The 17,483-nt window shown below is 42.2% G+C and carries 15 protein-coding genes; 4 read left to right on the forward strand and 11 right to left on the reverse strand.

Features of this window, described 5'->3' with window-relative positions; all coding sequences use genetic code 11:
• Positions 1-30 precede the first annotated feature (30 nt).
• From oxc to fdnG, 5 genes are all read right to left on the reverse strand, one after another.
• Complete coding sequence (gene oxc, locus G3341_RS19430) at positions 31-1,734, reverse strand: oxalyl-CoA decarboxylase (protein WP_154622149.1); 1,704 nt, start codon at positions 1,732-1,734, stop codon at positions 31-33.
• A gap of 63 nt (positions 1,735-1,797) precedes the next feature.
• Complete coding sequence (gene frc, locus G3341_RS19435; protein ID WP_154622150.1) at positions 1,798-3,048, reverse strand: formyl-CoA transferase; 1,251 nt, start codon at positions 3,046-3,048, stop codon at positions 1,798-1,800.
• An 800-nt stretch (positions 3,049-3,848) separates the two neighbouring features.
• Entirely contained in the window at positions 3,849-4,499 is a 651-nt protein-coding gene (gene fdoI / locus G3341_RS19440; protein WP_163863434.1) for a formate dehydrogenase cytochrome b556 subunit, read from the reverse strand.
• Positions 4,496-5,440 (reverse strand): formate dehydrogenase subunit beta, encoded by a 945-nt coding sequence (gene fdxH / locus G3341_RS19445; protein ID WP_154624781.1) that lies wholly within the window; start codon positions 5,438-5,440, stop codon positions 4,496-4,498. Before fdxH ends, fdoI begins: the two co-directional genes overlap by 4 nt.
• A gap of 11 nt (positions 5,441-5,451) precedes the next feature.
• On the reverse strand, positions 5,452-8,499 hold the full coding sequence (gene fdnG, locus G3341_RS19450) for a formate dehydrogenase-N subunit alpha (RefSeq protein WP_154624782.1): 3,048 nt from the start codon (positions 8,497-8,499) through the stop codon (positions 5,452-5,454).
• 182 nt (positions 8,500-8,681) lie between these two features.
• On the opposite strand from fdnG, the gene fdhD reads away from it, so the two are divergent.
• Positions 8,682-9,512, forward strand: coding sequence for a formate dehydrogenase accessory sulfurtransferase FdhD (gene fdhD / locus G3341_RS19455; RefSeq protein WP_163863435.1), 831 nt, complete (start codon positions 8,682-8,684; stop codon positions 9,510-9,512).
• A 3-nt stretch (positions 9,513-9,515) separates the two neighbouring features.
• Here fdhD and G3341_RS19460 read toward each other — a convergent pair whose 3' ends face one another.
• Positions 9,516-10,295 carry a transferase gene (locus tag G3341_RS19460; RefSeq protein ID WP_154624784.1) on the reverse strand — a complete coding sequence of 260 codons (780 nt, stop codon included), beginning with the start codon at positions 10,293-10,295 and terminating at the stop codon, positions 9,516-9,518.
• Between the two features lie 231 nt (positions 10,296-10,526).
• Here G3341_RS19460 and G3341_RS19465 point away from each other — a divergent pair, with 231 nt between their 5' ends.
• Genes G3341_RS19465 through darG form a run of 3 tightly spaced genes read left to right on the forward strand, consistent with a single transcriptional unit; the run spans position 10,527 to position 12,825 of the window.
• On the forward strand, positions 10,527-11,096 hold the full coding sequence (locus tag G3341_RS19465) for a DarT ssDNA thymidine ADP-ribosyltransferase family protein (protein ID WP_163863437.1): 570 nt from the start codon (positions 10,527-10,529) through the stop codon (positions 11,094-11,096).
• Positions 11,096-11,740: a type II toxin-antitoxin system toxin DNA ADP-ribosyl transferase DarT gene (gene darT, locus G3341_RS19470; protein ID WP_154623506.1), complete on the forward strand. Its 645-nt coding sequence runs from the start codon at positions 11,096-11,098 to the stop codon at positions 11,738-11,740. Before G3341_RS19465 ends, darT begins: the two co-directional genes overlap by 1 nt.
• A gap of 11 nt (positions 11,741-11,751) precedes the next feature.
• Positions 11,752-12,825 (forward strand): type II toxin-antitoxin system antitoxin DNA ADP-ribosyl glycohydrolase DarG, encoded by a 1,074-nt coding sequence (gene darG, locus G3341_RS19475; protein ID WP_154623505.1) that lies wholly within the window; start codon positions 11,752-11,754, stop codon positions 12,823-12,825.
• Between the two features lie 101 nt (positions 12,826-12,926).
• Here darG and mnmE read toward each other — a convergent pair whose 3' ends face one another.
• From mnmE to rpmH, 5 genes are all read right to left on the reverse strand, one after another.
• A complete protein-coding gene (gene mnmE, locus G3341_RS19480) occupies positions 12,927-14,291 on the reverse strand; it encodes a tRNA uridine-5-carboxymethylaminomethyl(34) synthesis GTPase MnmE (protein ID WP_163863439.1) in 1,365 nt (454 codons plus the stop codon).
• Between the two features lie 99 nt (positions 14,292-14,390).
• The gene (gene yidC / locus G3341_RS19485) at positions 14,391-16,040 is read right to left on the reverse strand and encodes a membrane protein insertase YidC (RefSeq protein WP_154623503.1); all 1,650 of its coding nucleotides are present in this window, start codon (positions 16,038-16,040) and stop codon (positions 14,391-14,393) included.
• A gap of 2 nt (positions 16,041-16,042) precedes the next feature.
• The gene (gene yidD / locus G3341_RS19490) at positions 16,043-16,303 is read right to left on the reverse strand and encodes a membrane protein insertion efficiency factor YidD (protein WP_014657163.1); all 261 of its coding nucleotides are present in this window, start codon (positions 16,301-16,303) and stop codon (positions 16,043-16,045) included.
• Complete coding sequence (rnpA, locus tag G3341_RS19495) at positions 16,267-16,626, reverse strand: ribonuclease P protein component (RefSeq protein WP_163863441.1); 360 nt, start codon at positions 16,624-16,626, stop codon at positions 16,267-16,269. The genes yidD and rnpA overlap by 37 nt, the downstream gene beginning before the upstream one ends.
• A gap of 21 nt (positions 16,627-16,647) precedes the next feature.
• Positions 16,648-16,791, reverse strand: a complete 144-nt coding sequence (gene rpmH / locus G3341_RS19500) for a 50S ribosomal protein L34 (RefSeq protein WP_004906236.1) — start codon at positions 16,789-16,791, stop codon at positions 16,648-16,650.
• Between the last annotated feature and the right edge of the window lie 692 nt (positions 16,792-17,483).

Raw genomic sequence — 17,483 nt, forward strand, 5'->3', positions numbered from 1 at the left:
AATGCTTACTTTTATTTAATTAAGTAATAACTAGTTTTTCACCACAGATTTCGGGTTTAAGTTTCCAATATGGCCACTTTCAGTTCCCACCGCTGGGTCAATAACTACATTAATTAATGTTGGCTTACCGGACTCAAGACCTGCTTTTAACGCTTGTTGAATCTCATCCGGTGTTGTTGCGTTATAACCGATGCCACCGAAAGCCTCGATCATCTTGTCATAACGAGCACCTGCCATTAATACAGTAGGGCAAGGATCTGCATCACCATGCAAGTTCACGCCGTCTCCACGGTAAATGCCCCCATTGTTAAAAATCAAAATGGTGACAGGGAGTTTGTAGCGGCAGATAGTTTCAATTTCCATGCCACTGAAACCGAAAGCACTATCGCCTTCAATGGCAACAACAGGTTTTCCGCTCGTCACGGCGGCGCCTACCGCATACCCCATACCAATGCCCATAACTCCCCAAGTACCACAGTCTAAACGCTGACGAGGTTTGTACATATCGATGATGTTACGTGCGTTATCGAGCGTATTAGCGCCTTCATTCACCACATAGACATCTTTATGATCAACTAATACATCGCGAATGGCGCGTAACGCGTTGAAATAATTCATCGGTGAAGTATCAGTGTTTAACTTAACCGCCATTTTCTCACTATTGGCTTTTTTGATATCATCAATACCCGCCATCCAATCACTTGGGGATTTCACAGGCGTTGAGGCCAACCCAGCCAGTAATAACTCAATACTCGAATAGATATCACCCACCACAGGTGCCGTAATACGGCGATTACTATCAATTTCAGACGGTTCAATATCCAGCTGAATGAACTGTGTATCCGGAGACCAATGTTTACCTTTTCCATGGTCTAACAACCAGTTCAAGCGAGCTCCCATCAATACGATAACATCTGCGTTAGATAAGGCATGCGAGCGTGCTGCTGCCGCTGATTGAGGGTGATCATCCGGTAATAACCCTTTCGCCATTGACATCGGTAAATAAGGAATACCTGTTGTTTCAATGAATTTACGAATATTTTCGTCTGCTTGTGCGTAAGCTGCACCTTTACCCAAAATAATTAACGGTCGTTTAGCTGACGCCAGCAATTTAAGGGCTTTATCAACAGACTCAGGGGCTGGCAGTTGGCGAGGAGCAGGATCTTCAACAGTAAAAATGGTTTTATCTGCTTCATCTTTATCCATCACAGCAGCCAGTACTTCTGTGGTTAAATCCAGATAAACGCCTCCCGGACGACCTGAAACAGCAGCACGGATTGCACGTGCTAGCGCGATCCCCAAGTCTTCAGGCTTATTGACACGGTAAGCAGCTTTAACAAAGGGTTTCGCTGTATTCATTTGGTCCAGTTCTTCATAGTCGCCCTGTTGTAGGTCGATAATCGCTCTATCACTGGAACCACTGATTTGAATCATGGGAAAACCATTCGTCGTCGCATTGGCGAGAGCCACCATACCATTTAGGAATCCTGGTGCAGATACGGTTAAACAAATACCTGGTTTTTGCGTTAAAAAACCGCTGATTGCCGCAGCATTACCCGCAGATTGTTCGTGACGAAAACCGATGTAACGAATACCTTCGGCTTGAGCGTGACGAGCCATATCTGTCACAGGAATACCAACAACACCATAAATGGTATCAATGCCATTTTTTTTCAGAGCATCGACGATAATATGCATACCATCGGTTAAGTTTTGGGTTTGTTCAGTCGACATGTCCACCTCATAAAATACAGAAAAGTGCGTAGGGAACTTTCAGCAACGTTCCCTAATTTAAGATTAAATCGCTTTGTTAGTCCGCATTGACGCAATTTGTTCCGCGCTATAACCCAATTCAGTTAACACTTCCTCGGTATGCTCGCCTAACAGTGGTGCACTTTTAATTTCAGGGGTGAAAGAGGAGAACTTCATAGGGCAACCAACGGTTAAGTAAGTACCGCGTTTTGGTTGCTCAACTTCAACAATACTGCCGCTATCACGCAGTGATTGATCACGTGCTATCTCACGCATGCTAAGTACTGGTGCACATGGCACACCGTATTGACTAAGATATTCAACCGCTTCATGCTTGTCTTTATCCGCTAAGAATTTCTCAATCTCAGCAAAGATATCAAAAATATGCGGCTGACGAGCTTGCGGTGTGCTGTAAGCGGGGTCTTTTGCCCACTCAGGTTTACCAATAGCAATACAGGTTTGCTCCCAATCCTGCTCTTGAATTGTGAAGTAAATATACGCATTTGGGTCAGTTTCCCAACCTTTACATTTTAAAATCCAACCGGGTTGGCCACCGCCCCCCGCATTACCTCCACGAGGTACCGCATCACCAAACTTACCGTTCGGATATTGAGGATACTCTTCGAGGTAACCCACTTTTTCTAAACGCTGTTGGTCACGCAACTTAACACGACACAGGTTCAATACTGCATCTTGCATTGACATCGTCACTCGTTGCCCTTTGCCTGTTTTTTCACGGTGCAACAATGCGGCGAGTAAGCCGATTAATAAGTGCATGCCCGTATTACTGTCACCTAATGCCGCCGCACTCACTAACGGTGGGCCATCCCAAAAACCTGTCGTTGAAGCCGCACCACCCGCAGCTTGTGCAACGTTTTCATAGGCTTTTACATCTGCATAAGGTGAATTTTCATTAAAACCTTTGATTGAACCAAAAATTAAACGAGGGTTAAGTTCTTGAATATGTTCCCAAGTAAAACCCATATGGTCGATAGCACCTGGATGGAAATTCTCAACCAAAACATCGGCCTGCTTAATCAGGCGTTCCATCACTTCTTTACCTTCTGGTGTTTTGGTATTTAATTCAACTGAACGTTTATTACTGTTTAGCATGGTGAAATACAGCGCATCGACATCAGGAATATCTCTCAACTGATTACGCGTCACATCCCCCACACCAGGGCGTTCAATTTTAATTACATCAGCACCGAACCACGCTAACATTTGAGTACAAGATGGCCCAGACTGTACACCTGTAAAATCGAGTACTTTGATACCTTGTAAAGGAAGATCCATGAATTACCTCATTATTTAGCTGTCGTAAATGGAATTAAATGATTTATTTAGCTGTGGTGAATGTCATTTCAAAAAACAATGATTATATTTAGATGAATTCTTATTAAGAAATAATGATTTACACCGTTATAATAAATATTTCATCTAATGTCTAGGCAATCAAAATAATATCGGCCAATGGTTTTATTATTCTATCTTGTTAATAATAAACAGTTATTAATCTCTTAATTTTTCAATAACTGAATGAATTGCTATTTATAAATACTAAAATGTACAGTATTGATTATTATAATACGTCATTAATCACTCCTATTATGATTATCTTATTTGATATTATTAATTTGAGCATCTTAATTAAGCTAACCATAAAGGATAAACAAAAGAGATAAAAGTGTTATAAATCAATGATGGAAATAAAAACACAACTTTATTATCAAAATAAAATCAACAATCAGAGTACTATTATTGAATGCGCTTTAATTATTATTTATTTGATATAACCCTTATTATGATTAATCCAGATCATCATAATATGAAGGGTATTAATAATATTTTTCGTTTTGTACGCTTATTGTTTTTATTTTTCTTAAATTATAAATTTATTTATATTACGATAATAATGAAATAAATTATTACATTATTTATATTACTGAATAGCTTTAGTTATATTATACGTCTAATATGAATATATTGACTGCTTGTGAAGCCAATTTATTCAATACATTGAATATTGTTTTTATCAAAAAAAACCCACAAACAATAAACGTTTGTGGGTTTTTGATCAGAACAACAATAGAAGCTTAGTTTTTCTCTTGTTGCTGCTGTTTCTCTTTTTCGACAATTTCACGATACCAACGTGTGTGATGCTTCTTCGCCCAACCACGTGTTACCCAACCTTCAACCATTGCACGTACTGAGCCTTTGACCCAGATAGCAGCATAAGCATGCACCACAATCATAATGATCAAGGCAATCGCTGAAATGGAGTGCACGATAATGGCTGCACGATAAATTGGGATTGAGAAAAAGTCTGCGAAGTAAGGACGCCACATGATCACACCGCTTACCGCTAGCAGCAGTAAACAGATAGTCACCACCCAATATACCCCTTTTTGACCAAGGTTATATTGACCAACGTCCCCAGCCTCTTCATTCTTCAATACCTTACCGATATTTTTCGCCCACTTAATATCTTCTTTATTGATAAAGTTATGGTGAAAATAGCGGAAGAACATAAAGACGAACAATAAGAACATCGCTGTACCGACAAAAGGATGCAGGATCCTAGCCAGCTGTGGCGTGCCTAGAATGTTCATAAACCAGTTCAGGGATGGGAAGAAAAATCCCAATCCACTGATAGCCGTGAACAAAAAGCAAATCACAACCGCCCAGTGATTGATCCTCTCAATCGGTTTATGGCGAATAATCTTTTCATTATCCTGCGGCATCATTTGTGATCCTCCCCTTCAACTGATTTTGAAGTCTCAGAAGATGTTGAGTCCTGAATGTCCTTCAGTGCCTCTTCCTCTTCTTTCTTGGAGACGCGGTTCGGACCAATACCCACATAGTGGAAGATGGCCGCCGCAAACGTTGCAGCAAAACCAACCGCTGCTAACGGCTTCCAGATACCTTTCCAGAAAGTGACTGTTGGGCTAATTGTCGGATTGTCCGGCAGACCATGATATAGCTGAGGCTTATCTGCATGATGTAATACATACATTACGTGGGTACCACCAACACCTTCCGGATCATACAGACCCGCGTTGTTGTAACCACGTGTTTTCAGTTCAGCAACACGGTCTGACGCCAATGCGGTCATGTCCTCTTTGCTACCAAAATGGATAGCACCGGTTGGACAGGTTTTCACGCAGGCAGGTTCTTGCCCAACTTCCACACGGTCGACACATAGCGTACATTTATATGCACGGTTATCTTCCTGATTAATACGTGGAATATTGAACGGACAGCCTGCAATACAGTAGCCACAACCAATACAATGTTCTGATTGGAAATCGACAATACCGTTTTTATACTGAACAATCGCGCCTTCTGATGGACAAGCCTTTAAACAGCCTGGATCATAGCAGTGCATACAGCCATCTTTACGAATCAGCCATTCAAACTTGCCATTCTCTTCCACTTCAGAAAAACGCATCACGGTCCATGACTTAGCGGTTAAATCGGTTGGGTTATCATATACCCCAACGTTTGTACCGATTTTGTCACGGATATCGTTCCACTCTGAACAGGCTACCTGACAAGCTTTACAGCCAATACAGGTAGTCACGTCAATCAGCTTCGCCACTTCTTCCTTAAAGTCCCTCACTTGCGCTGGGGGCGTCAGGGAATTGGTGGCAGAGCGACGAATAATGTCTTGTGATTGCATTGACATAATTTATCTCCTTACACCTTTTCCACATTGACAAGGAATGATTTAAATTCCGGCGTTTGCGTATTGGCATCACCCACATATGGCGTCAGTGTATTTGCAATGAAGCCTTTCACCGCTAAACCTTCAAAGCCCCAGTGGATAGGAATACCTATGGTATCCACATCTTTGCCGTTGACTTTCAACGTATGAATACGTTTTGTGACAACCGCTTTCGCTTTAATATAGCCGCGTTTAGAGCTGACTTTCACCATATCGCCTTGTTTAATCCCTTTTTCTTTCGCCAAGCGATCACCAATTTCAATGAATTGCTGTGGCTGAATAATGGCATTCAACAACGCATGTTTTGTCCAATAGTGGAAATGCTCAGTTAAGCGATAGGTTGTTCCAACATAAGGGAATTCTGTCGCTTTACCCATTTGCGCCCAGTCGTCTTTAAATACACGAGCAGCAGGGTTAGACACCACATTAGGGTGTAATGGGTTGGTATCGAGCGGTGTTTCAATCGGTTCATAATGCTCTGGGAATGGACCTTCCGCCATTTTATCCAGTGCAAACAAACGTCCCATACCTTCTGGTTGCATAATGAATGGGTGTACACCACTGCCCGGAGGCGCATTACTGTAGTCCGGTACGTCCATACCTATCCACTTGCTGCCATCCCATTCTAGAATTTGACGGCGTGGATCCCATGGTTTGCCCATTGGGTCAGCAGATGCACGGTTATAAATAACACGGCGGTTTAACGGCCATGCCCATGCCCAGCCAAGAGTATTACCCAGACCTGTTGGGTCAGAGTTATCACGACGCGCCATCTGGTTACCTTTCGGTGTCCAGCTACCCGTAAAGATCCAGCAACCACTCGATGTAGTCCCATCATCACGTAATTGGGCGAACGAACTTAACAGTTCACCTTTCTTCACAATGATGTTGCCATCAGCATCTTTTAGATCGACCAGCGCATAACCATTACTTTCTTGTGCCACTTCTTCCGGAGTTGGATTATCACGGTCAAAGTAGTTCCAAGTCATGTTTAATACTGGCTCTGGTGACTCACCACCTTCGGTTTCATAGAGCTGGCGTATACGGTGATAAATACCTGACAGAATTTCACCATCACTGATGGCTTCACCTGGGGCATCTGCACCTTTCCAGTGCCATTGCAACCAACGAGCAGAGTTTACAATCGAACCATTCTCTTCAGCAAAACAGCAAGATGGCAGACGGAAAACCGTTGTTTGAATAGTCGATGGGTCGACATCATTCATTTCGCCATGATTTTGCCAGAAGTTTGACGTTTCTGTATTTAATGGGTCAATCGTGACTAAGAATTTCAACTTAGATAGCGATTTGATGATTTTGTTTTTGTTCGGGAATGAGGCTAATGGGTTAAAGCCTTGGCAAATATAACCATTGACTTCACCTTTATCCATCATTTCGAAATAACGTAACACATCATAGCCTTGGTCCCATTTAGGTAACCAATCAAAGCCCCAGCTATTCTCTTTTTGCGCTTTATCACCGTAGAAAGTCTTCATCATACTGACAAAGAATTTCGGGTAATTGCCCCAATAGTTCACCTGACCAGGTTGGGTCATTTTAGGGGTATTCGCTTCTAAATAGCTCTCTAGCGTGGTTTGTTTTTCTGACGGTAAAGTCAGATAACCCGGTAAGCTTTGAGATAACAAGCCTAAGTCAGTCAGACCTTGGATATTCGAGTGACCACGCAGTGCGTTAACCCCACCGCCTAGCATACCCATATTACCCAACAGTAACTGGATCATCGCCATGGTACGAATGTTTTGTGCACCGATGGTATGTTGCGTCCAGCCAAGTGCATACAGGAAAGAGGCCGTTTTATCTTTTGCACTCGTCTCTGCAATGTACTCACAGACTTTCAAGAAGTCTTCAATCGGCGTACCGCAGATGTTATTCACCACTTCAGGTGTATAACGGCTAACGTGATCTTTCAGCAGATTCAAGACACAACGAGGGTGAGTTAACGTAGGATCGCGTCGTGCGAAACCATTCTCATCCATCTCGTAGTTCCACGTCGTTTTATCATACTGACGTTTTTCTGCATCATAGCCTGTGAATAAACCATCATCAAAACCGTAGTCTTCACGAATGATAAGGCTAGCGTTGGTATAAGCTTCAACGTATTCCTGCTGAATTTTTTTGTTATCCAGTAGGTATTTAATCACACCTGACAAAAATGCAATGTCAGTACCAGAACGGATAGGCGTATAGAAATCCGCCACAGCCGCTGTACGGGTAAAGCGTGGATCAATAACAATGAGTTTAGCTTTATTATGGATTTTGGCTTCCATCGCCCAGCGAAAACCGACTGGGTGAGCTTCTGCCGCATTACCGCCCATAACAACAACAAGGTTTGCGTTTTTAATATCAACCCAGTGGTTGGTCATCGCACCGCGACCAAATGTTGGAGCAAGACTTGCTACCGTTGGTCCGTGTCAGACACGCGCTTGGTTATCCACGGCAAGCATGCCGAGGGCGCGACTAAATTTTTGGGTGACAAAACCTGTTTCGTTACTAGCGGCTGAAGCACAGAGCATACCTGTTGTCAGCCAACGGTTAACCGTTACACCATCTTTATTCTGCTTGATGAAATTGGCATCACGGTCTTCTTTCATCAACTTGGCAATACGATCAAAAGCGTCGTTCCAAGTGATGCGTTTCCACTCATTGGTTCCAGGTTCGCGTACTTCAGGATATTTGAGTCGACTTTCACTGTGGATAAAGTCGATAAGTCCTGCACCTTTCGGGCAGAGTGCGCCGCGGTTAACCGGATGATCCGGGTCACCTTCAATATGAAAAATGCTTTCTTTGGCATTTTTCGCTCCATCGCCTAAGCTATACATCAATAGCCCACAACCGACAGAACAGTACGTGCAGGTATTTCGGGTTTCTTTCGCACGCAGTAATTTATACTGACGTGTCGACGCTAACGCAGTTGAGGGTGCAAAACCCAACGCTGCTGCCGTCGTACCCGCCATACCGCCAGCGCAGATCTTAAAGAACTGCCTTCTGCTGACTTGCATGGGGATCTCCTCATTTACATTGCTCTTGTTTACCTAAGAAATGTTTTAAATCGCGATATTCAGGTAAACTGTTCTTATTCAACGTCTTCCGTATCGTATTCAGGTTCATTGCCTGAGAAATGGTGTAAATTCTTTTTACCCATAATTAATATTATGTATCATTAGTGCTAGGAATTCATCTAATGTATGAAACAAATAACACGAAACTGTCAAAATCTTTGAAAATGATTGGCGCAAACCATACAAGTGTGCAACAAAAAGGCAACCTTGATCAGTCTGTAACTGATTGGGTAGCCGAAGAATTACCTGTTGCTTTAGTTTATAACGGCATATCACATGTCGTGATGATGGCGACACCAAAAGATTTAGAAGATTTTGCTATCGGGTTCTCATTATCGGAAGGGATCATACAATCAAAACAAGAAATCCGAGGAATTGATATCATTCAAGGCTGTCATCGTGGCCTTGAAGTGCATGTTGAGTTATCTAACCGCCGTTTTATGGGGTTAAAAGAGCGTAGACGTAACCTAGCTGGGCGAACTGGCTGTGGTATTTGTGGTACTGAACAACTTGATGAGATATTCAAACCGATTCCTCCACTGCCTTTCACTCAAACGTTCTCACTATCTCACCTTGATCACGCATTAACTGAACTGAAGAAAGTGCAAGAAATCGGTGCATTAACGGGCTGTACCCATGCCGCTGCATGGATTTCCCCAGAAGGCCTGCTTGTGGGGGGATGTGAGGATGTCGGCCGCCATGTTGCGCTTGATAAGCTATTAGGCATGAAACATCGCCATCATTGGCAACAAGGCGCTGTCTTGGTCTCTAGCCGTGCCAGTTATGAAATGGTACAAAAAGCAGCAAGTTGTGGAGCAGAAATCTTGTTTGCCGTTTCAGCAGCCACCTCCCTTGCCATCGAAGTGGCTGATAAAGCCAATCTAACCTTAGTGGGTTTTTGCCGCCAAGGGAAAGCAACTGTCTTTACTCACCCAAGCCGCATAACGAACTAATGGTTATGCCTTCTCCAGAGAGTGCAACATCCACAAATTCGGCTCAATATATTCAATCGATTGTTTTTCTATATCAACAGTGACAGGGACTAACGCGTTCGGTACGACGTATTGTCCTGACTGTATAAAACGCATGCCTGTCCATGACTCCCACTGCTCGACCGTGCCTTTAATCGACATTGAGCGGTGTATAGGTTTTAATATTTTGCCACCTAAGCGCCAATGTGTGCGTATCCAAGGGTCAAAAGGTTCTCCCTGCTCGTTGGTCCATCGGCAATAATCATCGAAGGGTTGTAATGGATAACGATGCTTTAAAGTTGGGCGAACAGGTACTACGACGGCCTTTGCACCATACGCTACCGCTGCTTTTTTCAACGCGTTGATCAGCAGAGCTGGTATTTGATAGCCGCGATATTCAGGCTCAACAGTGACAGAGAGTGCAGAAATATAGCGATCCTCACCGTTTTTGTTTTCAATCGCAAAATTGAAAATGTCATCCCAGCCTAAATCCACTAATTTTGTGAGGTTGTGATCAGGCCATTGGAAGAGGACGGATTTAATCACCCCGACCACTTTTTCAGTACCTTGAATATCCGCTACCGCTAAAAATTGAAATTGGTTCATAGGCTCTTCATAAAGTTTTTCCCAATATTCATCACAGACGGCCGTTTCACACATAAATTGTGGCCATAACTTGTCTAGCAGTTCATCAGACTGTTCAATAAGATCAGGGCGTTGGACAAAACTGTGGATGTTTATCGTAATAGAAGGCTTGATACTCATAAATATAACCTATGACGAAAATGAGCTCGGTAGTATAAAAGGAAAATAAAAAGAAGGATTAAGATAAAATTAACGTTAAGCAGGCACCATCCGAATAATAAGTATTTCTTAATGATGTTAGCACTATCACTGCCCTTTGCCATACATTGCGATATTCTCTTGATAATAAAATGGAATAATTAAACTAACACTCTAATTATATTATTTTTATAATAATCAAAGGAATATTAGATGAATGATATCAAAACAAAAAAGCTAATTTATCATCTTACTAGTTTGAAAAATATAAGAAATATATTGATTGAGGGGTTAAAACCAAGAGTAGATATTAATAAATTTCATGATATTGCAGACAAAGAGATCATCGAAGGAAGAAAAAAACATCAACTAGATAGCTATGTTCCATTTCATTGGTTTTCACGTAATCCCTTTGATGGCAGAGTGCAAAAAAATTTTCCTGATGAAAAATTTGTCCTCATTACGATTAAAAGAGCGTTAGCTCAAAAAGAAAACTGGAAAATTATCCTAAGGCACCCTTTGGCTGAAGCCAATATTAAAATTTATGACTACAATGAAGGCTTTGCTCTTATTAACTGGGATATAATGAATCTACGTGATTACCATGATCCTGACAGCAAAAGCATTTGTATAGCAGAATGTCTTTCACCAACGGTTGTTGAGGTATCAAAGTTTTTCAAGATTTATGTTCCCACACCGGAAGTTTCAAAAATCGTTAATAGAGAGTTAAAGACCCTTAATTTAAACCTTGAAATTGCTATCAATGAAGGAATGTTTTGTTAATGGCGTATATGAACCTAAACCCAGAAAAAGCACTTATCTGGAGAATAACCCATCGTCAGAATATTCCTTGGCTTTTTGCCAATGGCTTATATGCAGGAAATAGTGAACATTATTCACCTAATTGGGTGACTATTGGCAATACAGACCTGATTAACCGCCGCAATCAACGTCATGTACCTATTCAGCCGAATGGGGTACTTAATGATTATGTACCTTTCTATTTCACCCCTTTCTCGCCAATGATGTATAATATTTATACAGGCCGTGGTGGGGTGCGAAAAGTTCCCAATGATGATATTATCATCTTGGTTTCCAGCATGTATAAAATAGCCGCTCTAAAGATACCTTTTGTTTTCACCGATCGTCATGCGTATCCTGTAACATCTCAGTTCTATAACCAGCTAACAGATCTCGCGGAGATAGATTGGGCTTTACTACAGCAGCGCAATTTTCACCGTGACCCTGATGACCCTGAAAAAGTTGAAAGGTATCAAGCAGAAGCGTTAATTTATAAACATGTTCCTATGGAAGCCCTATTAGGTGCTGTTTGTTACACAAAAGAAACCCAGCTAGAACTTCAAGCAAAAGCCAGCCAACTTGAGATTCATTTAGATATCCATTGCATTCCAAACTGGTACTTTTAAGGAGGCTGATAATGATAGAATTTACCCAAGGTAATTTGTTAGAAGCTGACGTAGAAGCGCTCGTTAATACCGTCAATACCGTTGGTGTTATGGGTAAAGGGATCGCATTAATGTTTAAAGAGCGTTTTCCCGCCAATATGGCTGCATATGCTAAAGCATGTAAAACACATGAAGTGCAGACTGGAAAAATGTTTGTTACTGAAACCGGGGAGCTCATGGGCCCTCGTTGGATTGTTAATTTCCCAACAAAGCAGCATTGGCGAGCAAAATCTCAAATTCAGTGGATTATTGATGGCTTATTGGACCTACGTAACTTCATTGAAGAGAATCATGTTAAATCTATTGCTATCCCGCCATTAGGGGCTGGTAATGGCGGTCTCAATTGGGATGATGTCAAGCCTCATATTGTGGAAATATTAGGTGATATTCAAAACGTAAAAATTATTGTTTATGAGCCAATAGCAAAATATCAAAATGTTGCTAAGCCAAAGGGTGTTGAAAAACTGACGCCGGCCCGCGCCTTAATTGCAGAACTTATCCGTCGTTATTGGGTTATGGGGATGGATTGTAGCCTATTGGAAATACAAAAGTTAGCTTGGTTTTTAGAGCGTACAATAGAGGCTGAAGGGCTGAGAAATCCATTAAACCTAAGGTTTGAAGCCAGAAACTATGGTCCCTACGCCGATAAGTTACGACACTTATTAAACGGGCTAGATGGAAGCTACCTCAAGAGTGAAAAACGGATTAGTGATTGTAGTCCATTAGACGTAATTTGGTTTAATGATGATAAACGCGCTACGATTGAGCTGTATTTAAAAACCGAAGCAAAAGACTATTTATCCGCGCTAGAGAAGACAACGAAGCTTATTGATGGATTCGAATCTCCTTTCGGGATAGAACTTCTCTCCACTGTAGACTGGTTGCTATACAAAAAGCAATCTTCACCTAATATTGAGTCCTTACTTGAAGGAATGCGCCAATGGCCAGCAGGGGATAGATGGGCACAACGTAAACTTAGGTTATTTGACTCAAATAAGTTAGAACTTGCATTAAATCATTTGAAACAAATACCGTTCTATAGCTAATTAACCAATAAACCTTTTCTAAGCCTATAAAGAGCCATTCCGTTTTACAGCAGCTTGCTGATTAGATAGCAAGCTGCTACCACACTGAGTTAAATCAGTTTTTACTTCCCGATACAGAAACTTGAGAAAATGCGGCCGAGCAAATCATCTGATGTGAATTCCCCCGTGATTTCACTGAGCTCTTGTTGCGCTAAACGTAATTCTTCGGCTAATAGCTCTCCTGAACGGGCAACGACCAATTGCTCATGCCCCTGAGCTAAATGCACAGCAGCAGCATCTAATGCCTGTAAATGGCGGCGGCGAGCCAAAAACCCCCCCTCCGTGTTACTATTAAAACCCATGGTTTCTTTGAGATGATCGCGCAGCAAATCTATACCCAGTTCTTCACGCGCCGATAAACGAATCAATGGGTAACGCACATCCCCTACAAATTCTATTTTCTCACCCGTTTTATCGGCTTTATTACGGATGACCGTTACGGGTAAAGTTTCAGGTAAACGCGCCATAAACTCAGGCCAGATGGCTTGTGGTTCTGTCGCATCTGTCGTGGTGCTATCAAGCATAAAGAGAACACGGTCAGCTTGTTCGATCTCTGCCCAGGCACGCTCAATACCAATGCGCTCTACTTCATCACTTGCCTCACGTAAACCGGCTGTATCAATAATATGTAGCGGCATGCCGTCAATATGAATATGTTCACGTAATACGTCTCGTGTGGTACCCGCAATATCCGTAACGATGGCAGCTTCACGCCCTGCTAATGCATTTAACAGACTCGATTTACCTGCATTAGGACGCCCAGCAATAACCACTTTCATTCCTTCACGCAATAAACTCCCTTGGCGTGCTTCAGAGCGAACTCGGGCTAAATCGGCAATCACCTCATTCAACTTCGCTTCAATTTTTCCGTCAGAGAGAAAATCAATTTCTTCATCGGGGAAATCGATAGCCGCTTCTACATAGATACGCAGAGTCGTTAGTGCTTCAACCATTTGATGAATTTGAGCAGAAAACGCGCCTTGTAAAGAGTTCATTGCCGAACGAGCAGCTTGTTCTGAACTTGCATCAATAAGGTCTGCAATCGCTTCTGCTTGCGCTAAATCTAGCTTATCGTTCAAAAAAGCGCGTTCAGAAAATTCACCCGGATTGGCAATACGAACGCCTTCAATCGTAAGAATCCGTTTCAGTAATAAATCTAGAATGACAGGGCCACCATGCCCTTGCAGTTCTAAAACATCTTCCCCTGTAAATGAATTTGGGCTAGGAAAGAAGATAGCAATACCTTGATCAAGTACGCTGTCATTAACGTCTCGGAAAGGTAAATAATCCGCATAACGTGGTTTTGGCAGTTTACCCAATACCGTTTGAGCAACAAAAGCCGCTTTCGGGCCTGATACTCGTAAAATACCGACTCCACCACGACCTGGAGGCGTTGCTTGGGCAACAATCGTATCGTTGGTTTGCATGATGTTTCTCTGTCATAGCTATAAAAAATTAAGGCGGTCCGTAATGGCCGCCTTAATACTATATCCTTAAGTGGCCTTTCGGCTCACCTAAGATTGAGATTATTTTTTCTCTTTTTTATCGCGACTATGTAGACCACGTTTTTCCAGACCACGATAAATAATCTGTTGCTGGATGATGGTCACTAAGTTACTCACGATATAGTACAGTACCAGACCTGATGGGAACCACAGGAAGAAGATAGTGAATACGACCGGCATATAGGTCATAATCTTCTGCTGCATTGGGTCTGTCACCGCCGTTGGCGACATTTTCTGAATAACGAACATCGTCACACCCATTAATACTGGCAGGATGTAGTATGGGTCTTGTGCTGACAAGTCCTGAATCCAACCAAAGAATGGGGCATGACGTAGCTCAACAGAGCCCATCAACATGTAATAAAGTGCAAGGAAGATTGGCATTTGGATAAGTAGCGGTAAACAACCACCTAGTGGGTTTACTTTTTCTGCCTTATACAACGCCATCATTTCTTGGCTCATACGCTGTTTATCATCACCAATACGCTCACGCATCGCAGCCAGTTTTGGTTGCAGTAAACGCATTTTCGCCATTGATGTGTACTGAGCTTTTGTCAGCGGGTACATGATACCACGGACGATAAAGGTAATAACGATGATAGCAATACCCCAGTTACCGACAAAACCGTGAATGAATTTCAACAGCTTGAACAGTGGCTGAGAGATAAACCATAACCAACCGTAATCAACAGTTAAATCTAAGTGAGGAGCAACTTCAGCCATCTCTGATTGGATTTCAGGACCAACCCATAATGTAGATGAATAAGTTCCAGCACCATTAGCCGCAATAGTCATTGGCTCACTCTTATAACCAATGATGGCTGACTGTTTATCAAGGTCAATGGTATAGAAAGTGCTTTTTTCGTTGCTAGCAGGGATCCATGCGGTTGCAAAATATTGTTGCAACATCGCTATCCAGCCACCTTTCGTTGTGATATTCAGGTTTTTATCTTCAATATCACTAAAGCTATATTTTTTATAGTTAGTTTCATCTGAAGAATAAGCAGCACCGCGATAAGTATGTAAGGCGAAGTTGCTACTACCTGTATCACGTTCTTTTGGTAATTGAATTGTTTGTTTCAATTGACCAAAGAAGGCGAGATTTAAAGGTTGTGCTGTTGGGTTTTGAATATTGTATTCAACATCAACAGTATACTGGCCGCGTTTCAAGACATAGGTTTTTTGATAAACCACACCGTCTTTATCGGTGAATGTCATTGGCACACGCAGCTCATTTTGGCCATCTTGTAATACGAAGCTTGATTCAGCCGTGGTATACACAGGACGTTGACCATTATTATTCGCTGGGTTGTCTGGACCGTGTTGGCCAATCAGACCACTTTGAGCCTGATAAAGAAAGTCAGGCGCCGTTTCCAATAGACGGAAAGGGTCTTCTGAATGAAGGGTTGCAGGATAGGCTAACAAGTCAGCCTCATCGATATCACCACCACGAGTATTGATGCGTAAATCTAACACATCTGTTTTCACTGTGATCAGCTTACCTTGCCCACTGCTCGTCACAGTTTGGGAATCACTGCTTGGCATATCTGTTCGTTGTGCCGTTTGGACAGTTTTTATATCCTGAGCAGCTTTATCGCTCTCCCAGGCCTGCCATACTAAGAACGAAACAAATAGCAAAGCGATGAGTAGAAGATTGCGTTGCGAATCCATCGTTATAATTCTCTATTATCATCGTTTTTTTTAGGCGGAACAGGATCGTCTCCACCAGCGTGTAAAGGGTGGCATTTTAATACGCGTTTCGCCGTTAACCAACTACCTTTTAACATTCCAAACCTGCGCAATGCCTCAATTCCATAATTTGAACAAGTTGGATTGAAACGGCAACGTGGCCCTAACAGCGGGCTAATTGCCAATTGGTATCCCCTAATCAAGCCAATCAGGAGTTTTGAGCCAAGCGACAGTGTCGACGCCATAATTTACCCAATGCTTCCGTGATTTGTTGATTATCGAGATTAGAAACCCCTTTTCTTACCAATACCACAAAATCCATTGGCGGTAACTCGTGTTGATGCAAACGAAAATATTCACGCGCTAATCGTTTAATTCGATTTCGCTCATGAGCTCGTTTAACATTTTTTTTAGCGATGGTAAGACCGATGCGGGGATGCCCCAGCTCGTTTAGGCGACCAAGGATTGTTATCTCTGGGGAACTCGCCCTCTGCGGCTGCTTAAAGACATTATCGAAATGCCTGGGAGTTAGCAAACGTAACTCCCGGGTAAAAGCGAGCTTAACCACTGGAATAGAGGGCTAGCTTTATTACTTAGATGAAACGGTCAGACGAGCGCGGCCTTTAGCACGACGGCGAGCCAGAACCTGACGACCATTTTTAGTGGCCATACGAGCACGGAAACCGTGTGAACGGTTGCGTTTCAGTACGGACGGTTGAAAAGTGCGTTTCATAACGATTTCTACCTAACTTTAAAATTTATTACTGATTCAGTAAACGCGTTGGCAACCAGTGGAAACTGATTTACACCTGTGCCTCTATCGCAACAATATAGAAAGAGGCAGGATTGTAATAAAACATAGGGGGTCACGTCAATGAAATGACGCAATCAAACCACTTTTATTTATAGCCTGGCTGACAGGTTTGCTGACATATGCTGCAACAGCGAATGAAGCTTAAAGCCCATAATTTACTTTAAATTAGTTCATTATGAAAACAACTTCAATGCGCTATACAGGGTGGGAGATTATACGGACTCCACCTCAAAGCGCAAGGATCATCGAGCGATCTAAAAATATTTTTTGATCCTTAGAGAATATTTTCCATAAATCGTCTAAAGTTATCCCCAGCTTTGTGGAAAAAATATCGCGGATCGAGATCAAAGTGCGCGTTACTCCTATAACCGCATTGTCTTACCACATTTACCTGTGGATAAAAAGCATAAAAACTGTGTAAAAGAATGAAGATCTCTTGCCAATTTTACGGTATGATCTCCGGTCACATTTCCGATCTGAGGATCGGGAAAATACGTTGAGTAAAAATGAATCACATGAGCTTCGCTGGGACTTGTATAAAGCGCCAGTAAAAATTCTTTGCTTAATCTGTACTTCTTTTGTTTCATTGATCTTGTTTAGGGGAGTCCACC

Source organism: Providencia vermicola, from assembly GCF_010748935.1.
Taxonomy (GTDB): Bacteria; Pseudomonadota; Gammaproteobacteria; order Enterobacterales; family Enterobacteriaceae; genus Providencia; species Providencia zhejiangensis.

What these genes read in the sequence shown, in the direction of transcription:
- fdoI (WP_163863434.1), bottom strand. Translation starts at nt 4,499, where the DNA reads ATGATGCCGCAGGATAATGAAAAGATTATTCGCCATAAACCGATTGAG.
- fdxH (WP_154624781.1), bottom strand. Translation starts at nt 5,440, where the DNA reads ATGTCAATGCAATCACAAGACATTATTCGTCGCTCTGCCACCAATTCC.
- G3341_RS19460 (WP_154624784.1), bottom strand. Translation starts at nt 10,295, where the DNA reads ATGAGTATCAAGCCTTCTATTACGATAAACATCCACAGTTTTGTCCAA.
- frc (WP_154622150.1), bottom strand. Translation starts at nt 3,048, where the DNA reads ATGGATCTTCCTTTACAAGGTATCAAAGTACTCGATTTTACAGGTGTA.
- darG (WP_154623505.1), top strand. Translation starts at nt 11,752, where the DNA reads ATGATAGAATTTACCCAAGGTAATTTGTTAGAAGCTGACGTAGAAGCG.
- fdhD (WP_163863435.1), top strand. Translation starts at nt 8,682, where the DNA reads ATGTATGAAACAAATAACACGAAACTGTCAAAATCTTTGAAAATGATT.
- darT (WP_154623506.1), top strand. Translation starts at nt 11,096, where the DNA reads ATGGCGTATATGAACCTAAACCCAGAAAAAGCACTTATCTGGAGAATA.
- rpmH (WP_004906236.1), bottom strand. Translation starts at nt 16,791, where the DNA reads ATGAAACGCACTTTTCAACCGTCCGTACTGAAACGCAACCGTTCACAC.
- oxc (WP_154622149.1), bottom strand. Translation starts at nt 1,734, where the DNA reads ATGTCGACTGAACAAACCCAAAACTTAACCGATGGTATGCATATTATC.
- yidD (WP_014657163.1), bottom strand. Translation starts at nt 16,303, where the DNA reads ATGGCGTCGACACTGTCGCTTGGCTCAAAACTCCTGATTGGCTTGATT.
- G3341_RS19465 (WP_163863437.1), top strand. Translation starts at nt 10,527, where the DNA reads ATGAATGATATCAAAACAAAAAAGCTAATTTATCATCTTACTAGTTTG.
- mnmE (WP_163863439.1), bottom strand. Translation starts at nt 14,291, where the DNA reads ATGCAAACCAACGATACGATTGTTGCCCAAGCAACGCCTCCAGGTCGT.
- yidC (WP_154623503.1), bottom strand. Translation starts at nt 16,040, where the DNA reads ATGGATTCGCAACGCAATCTTCTACTCATCGCTTTGCTATTTGTTTCG.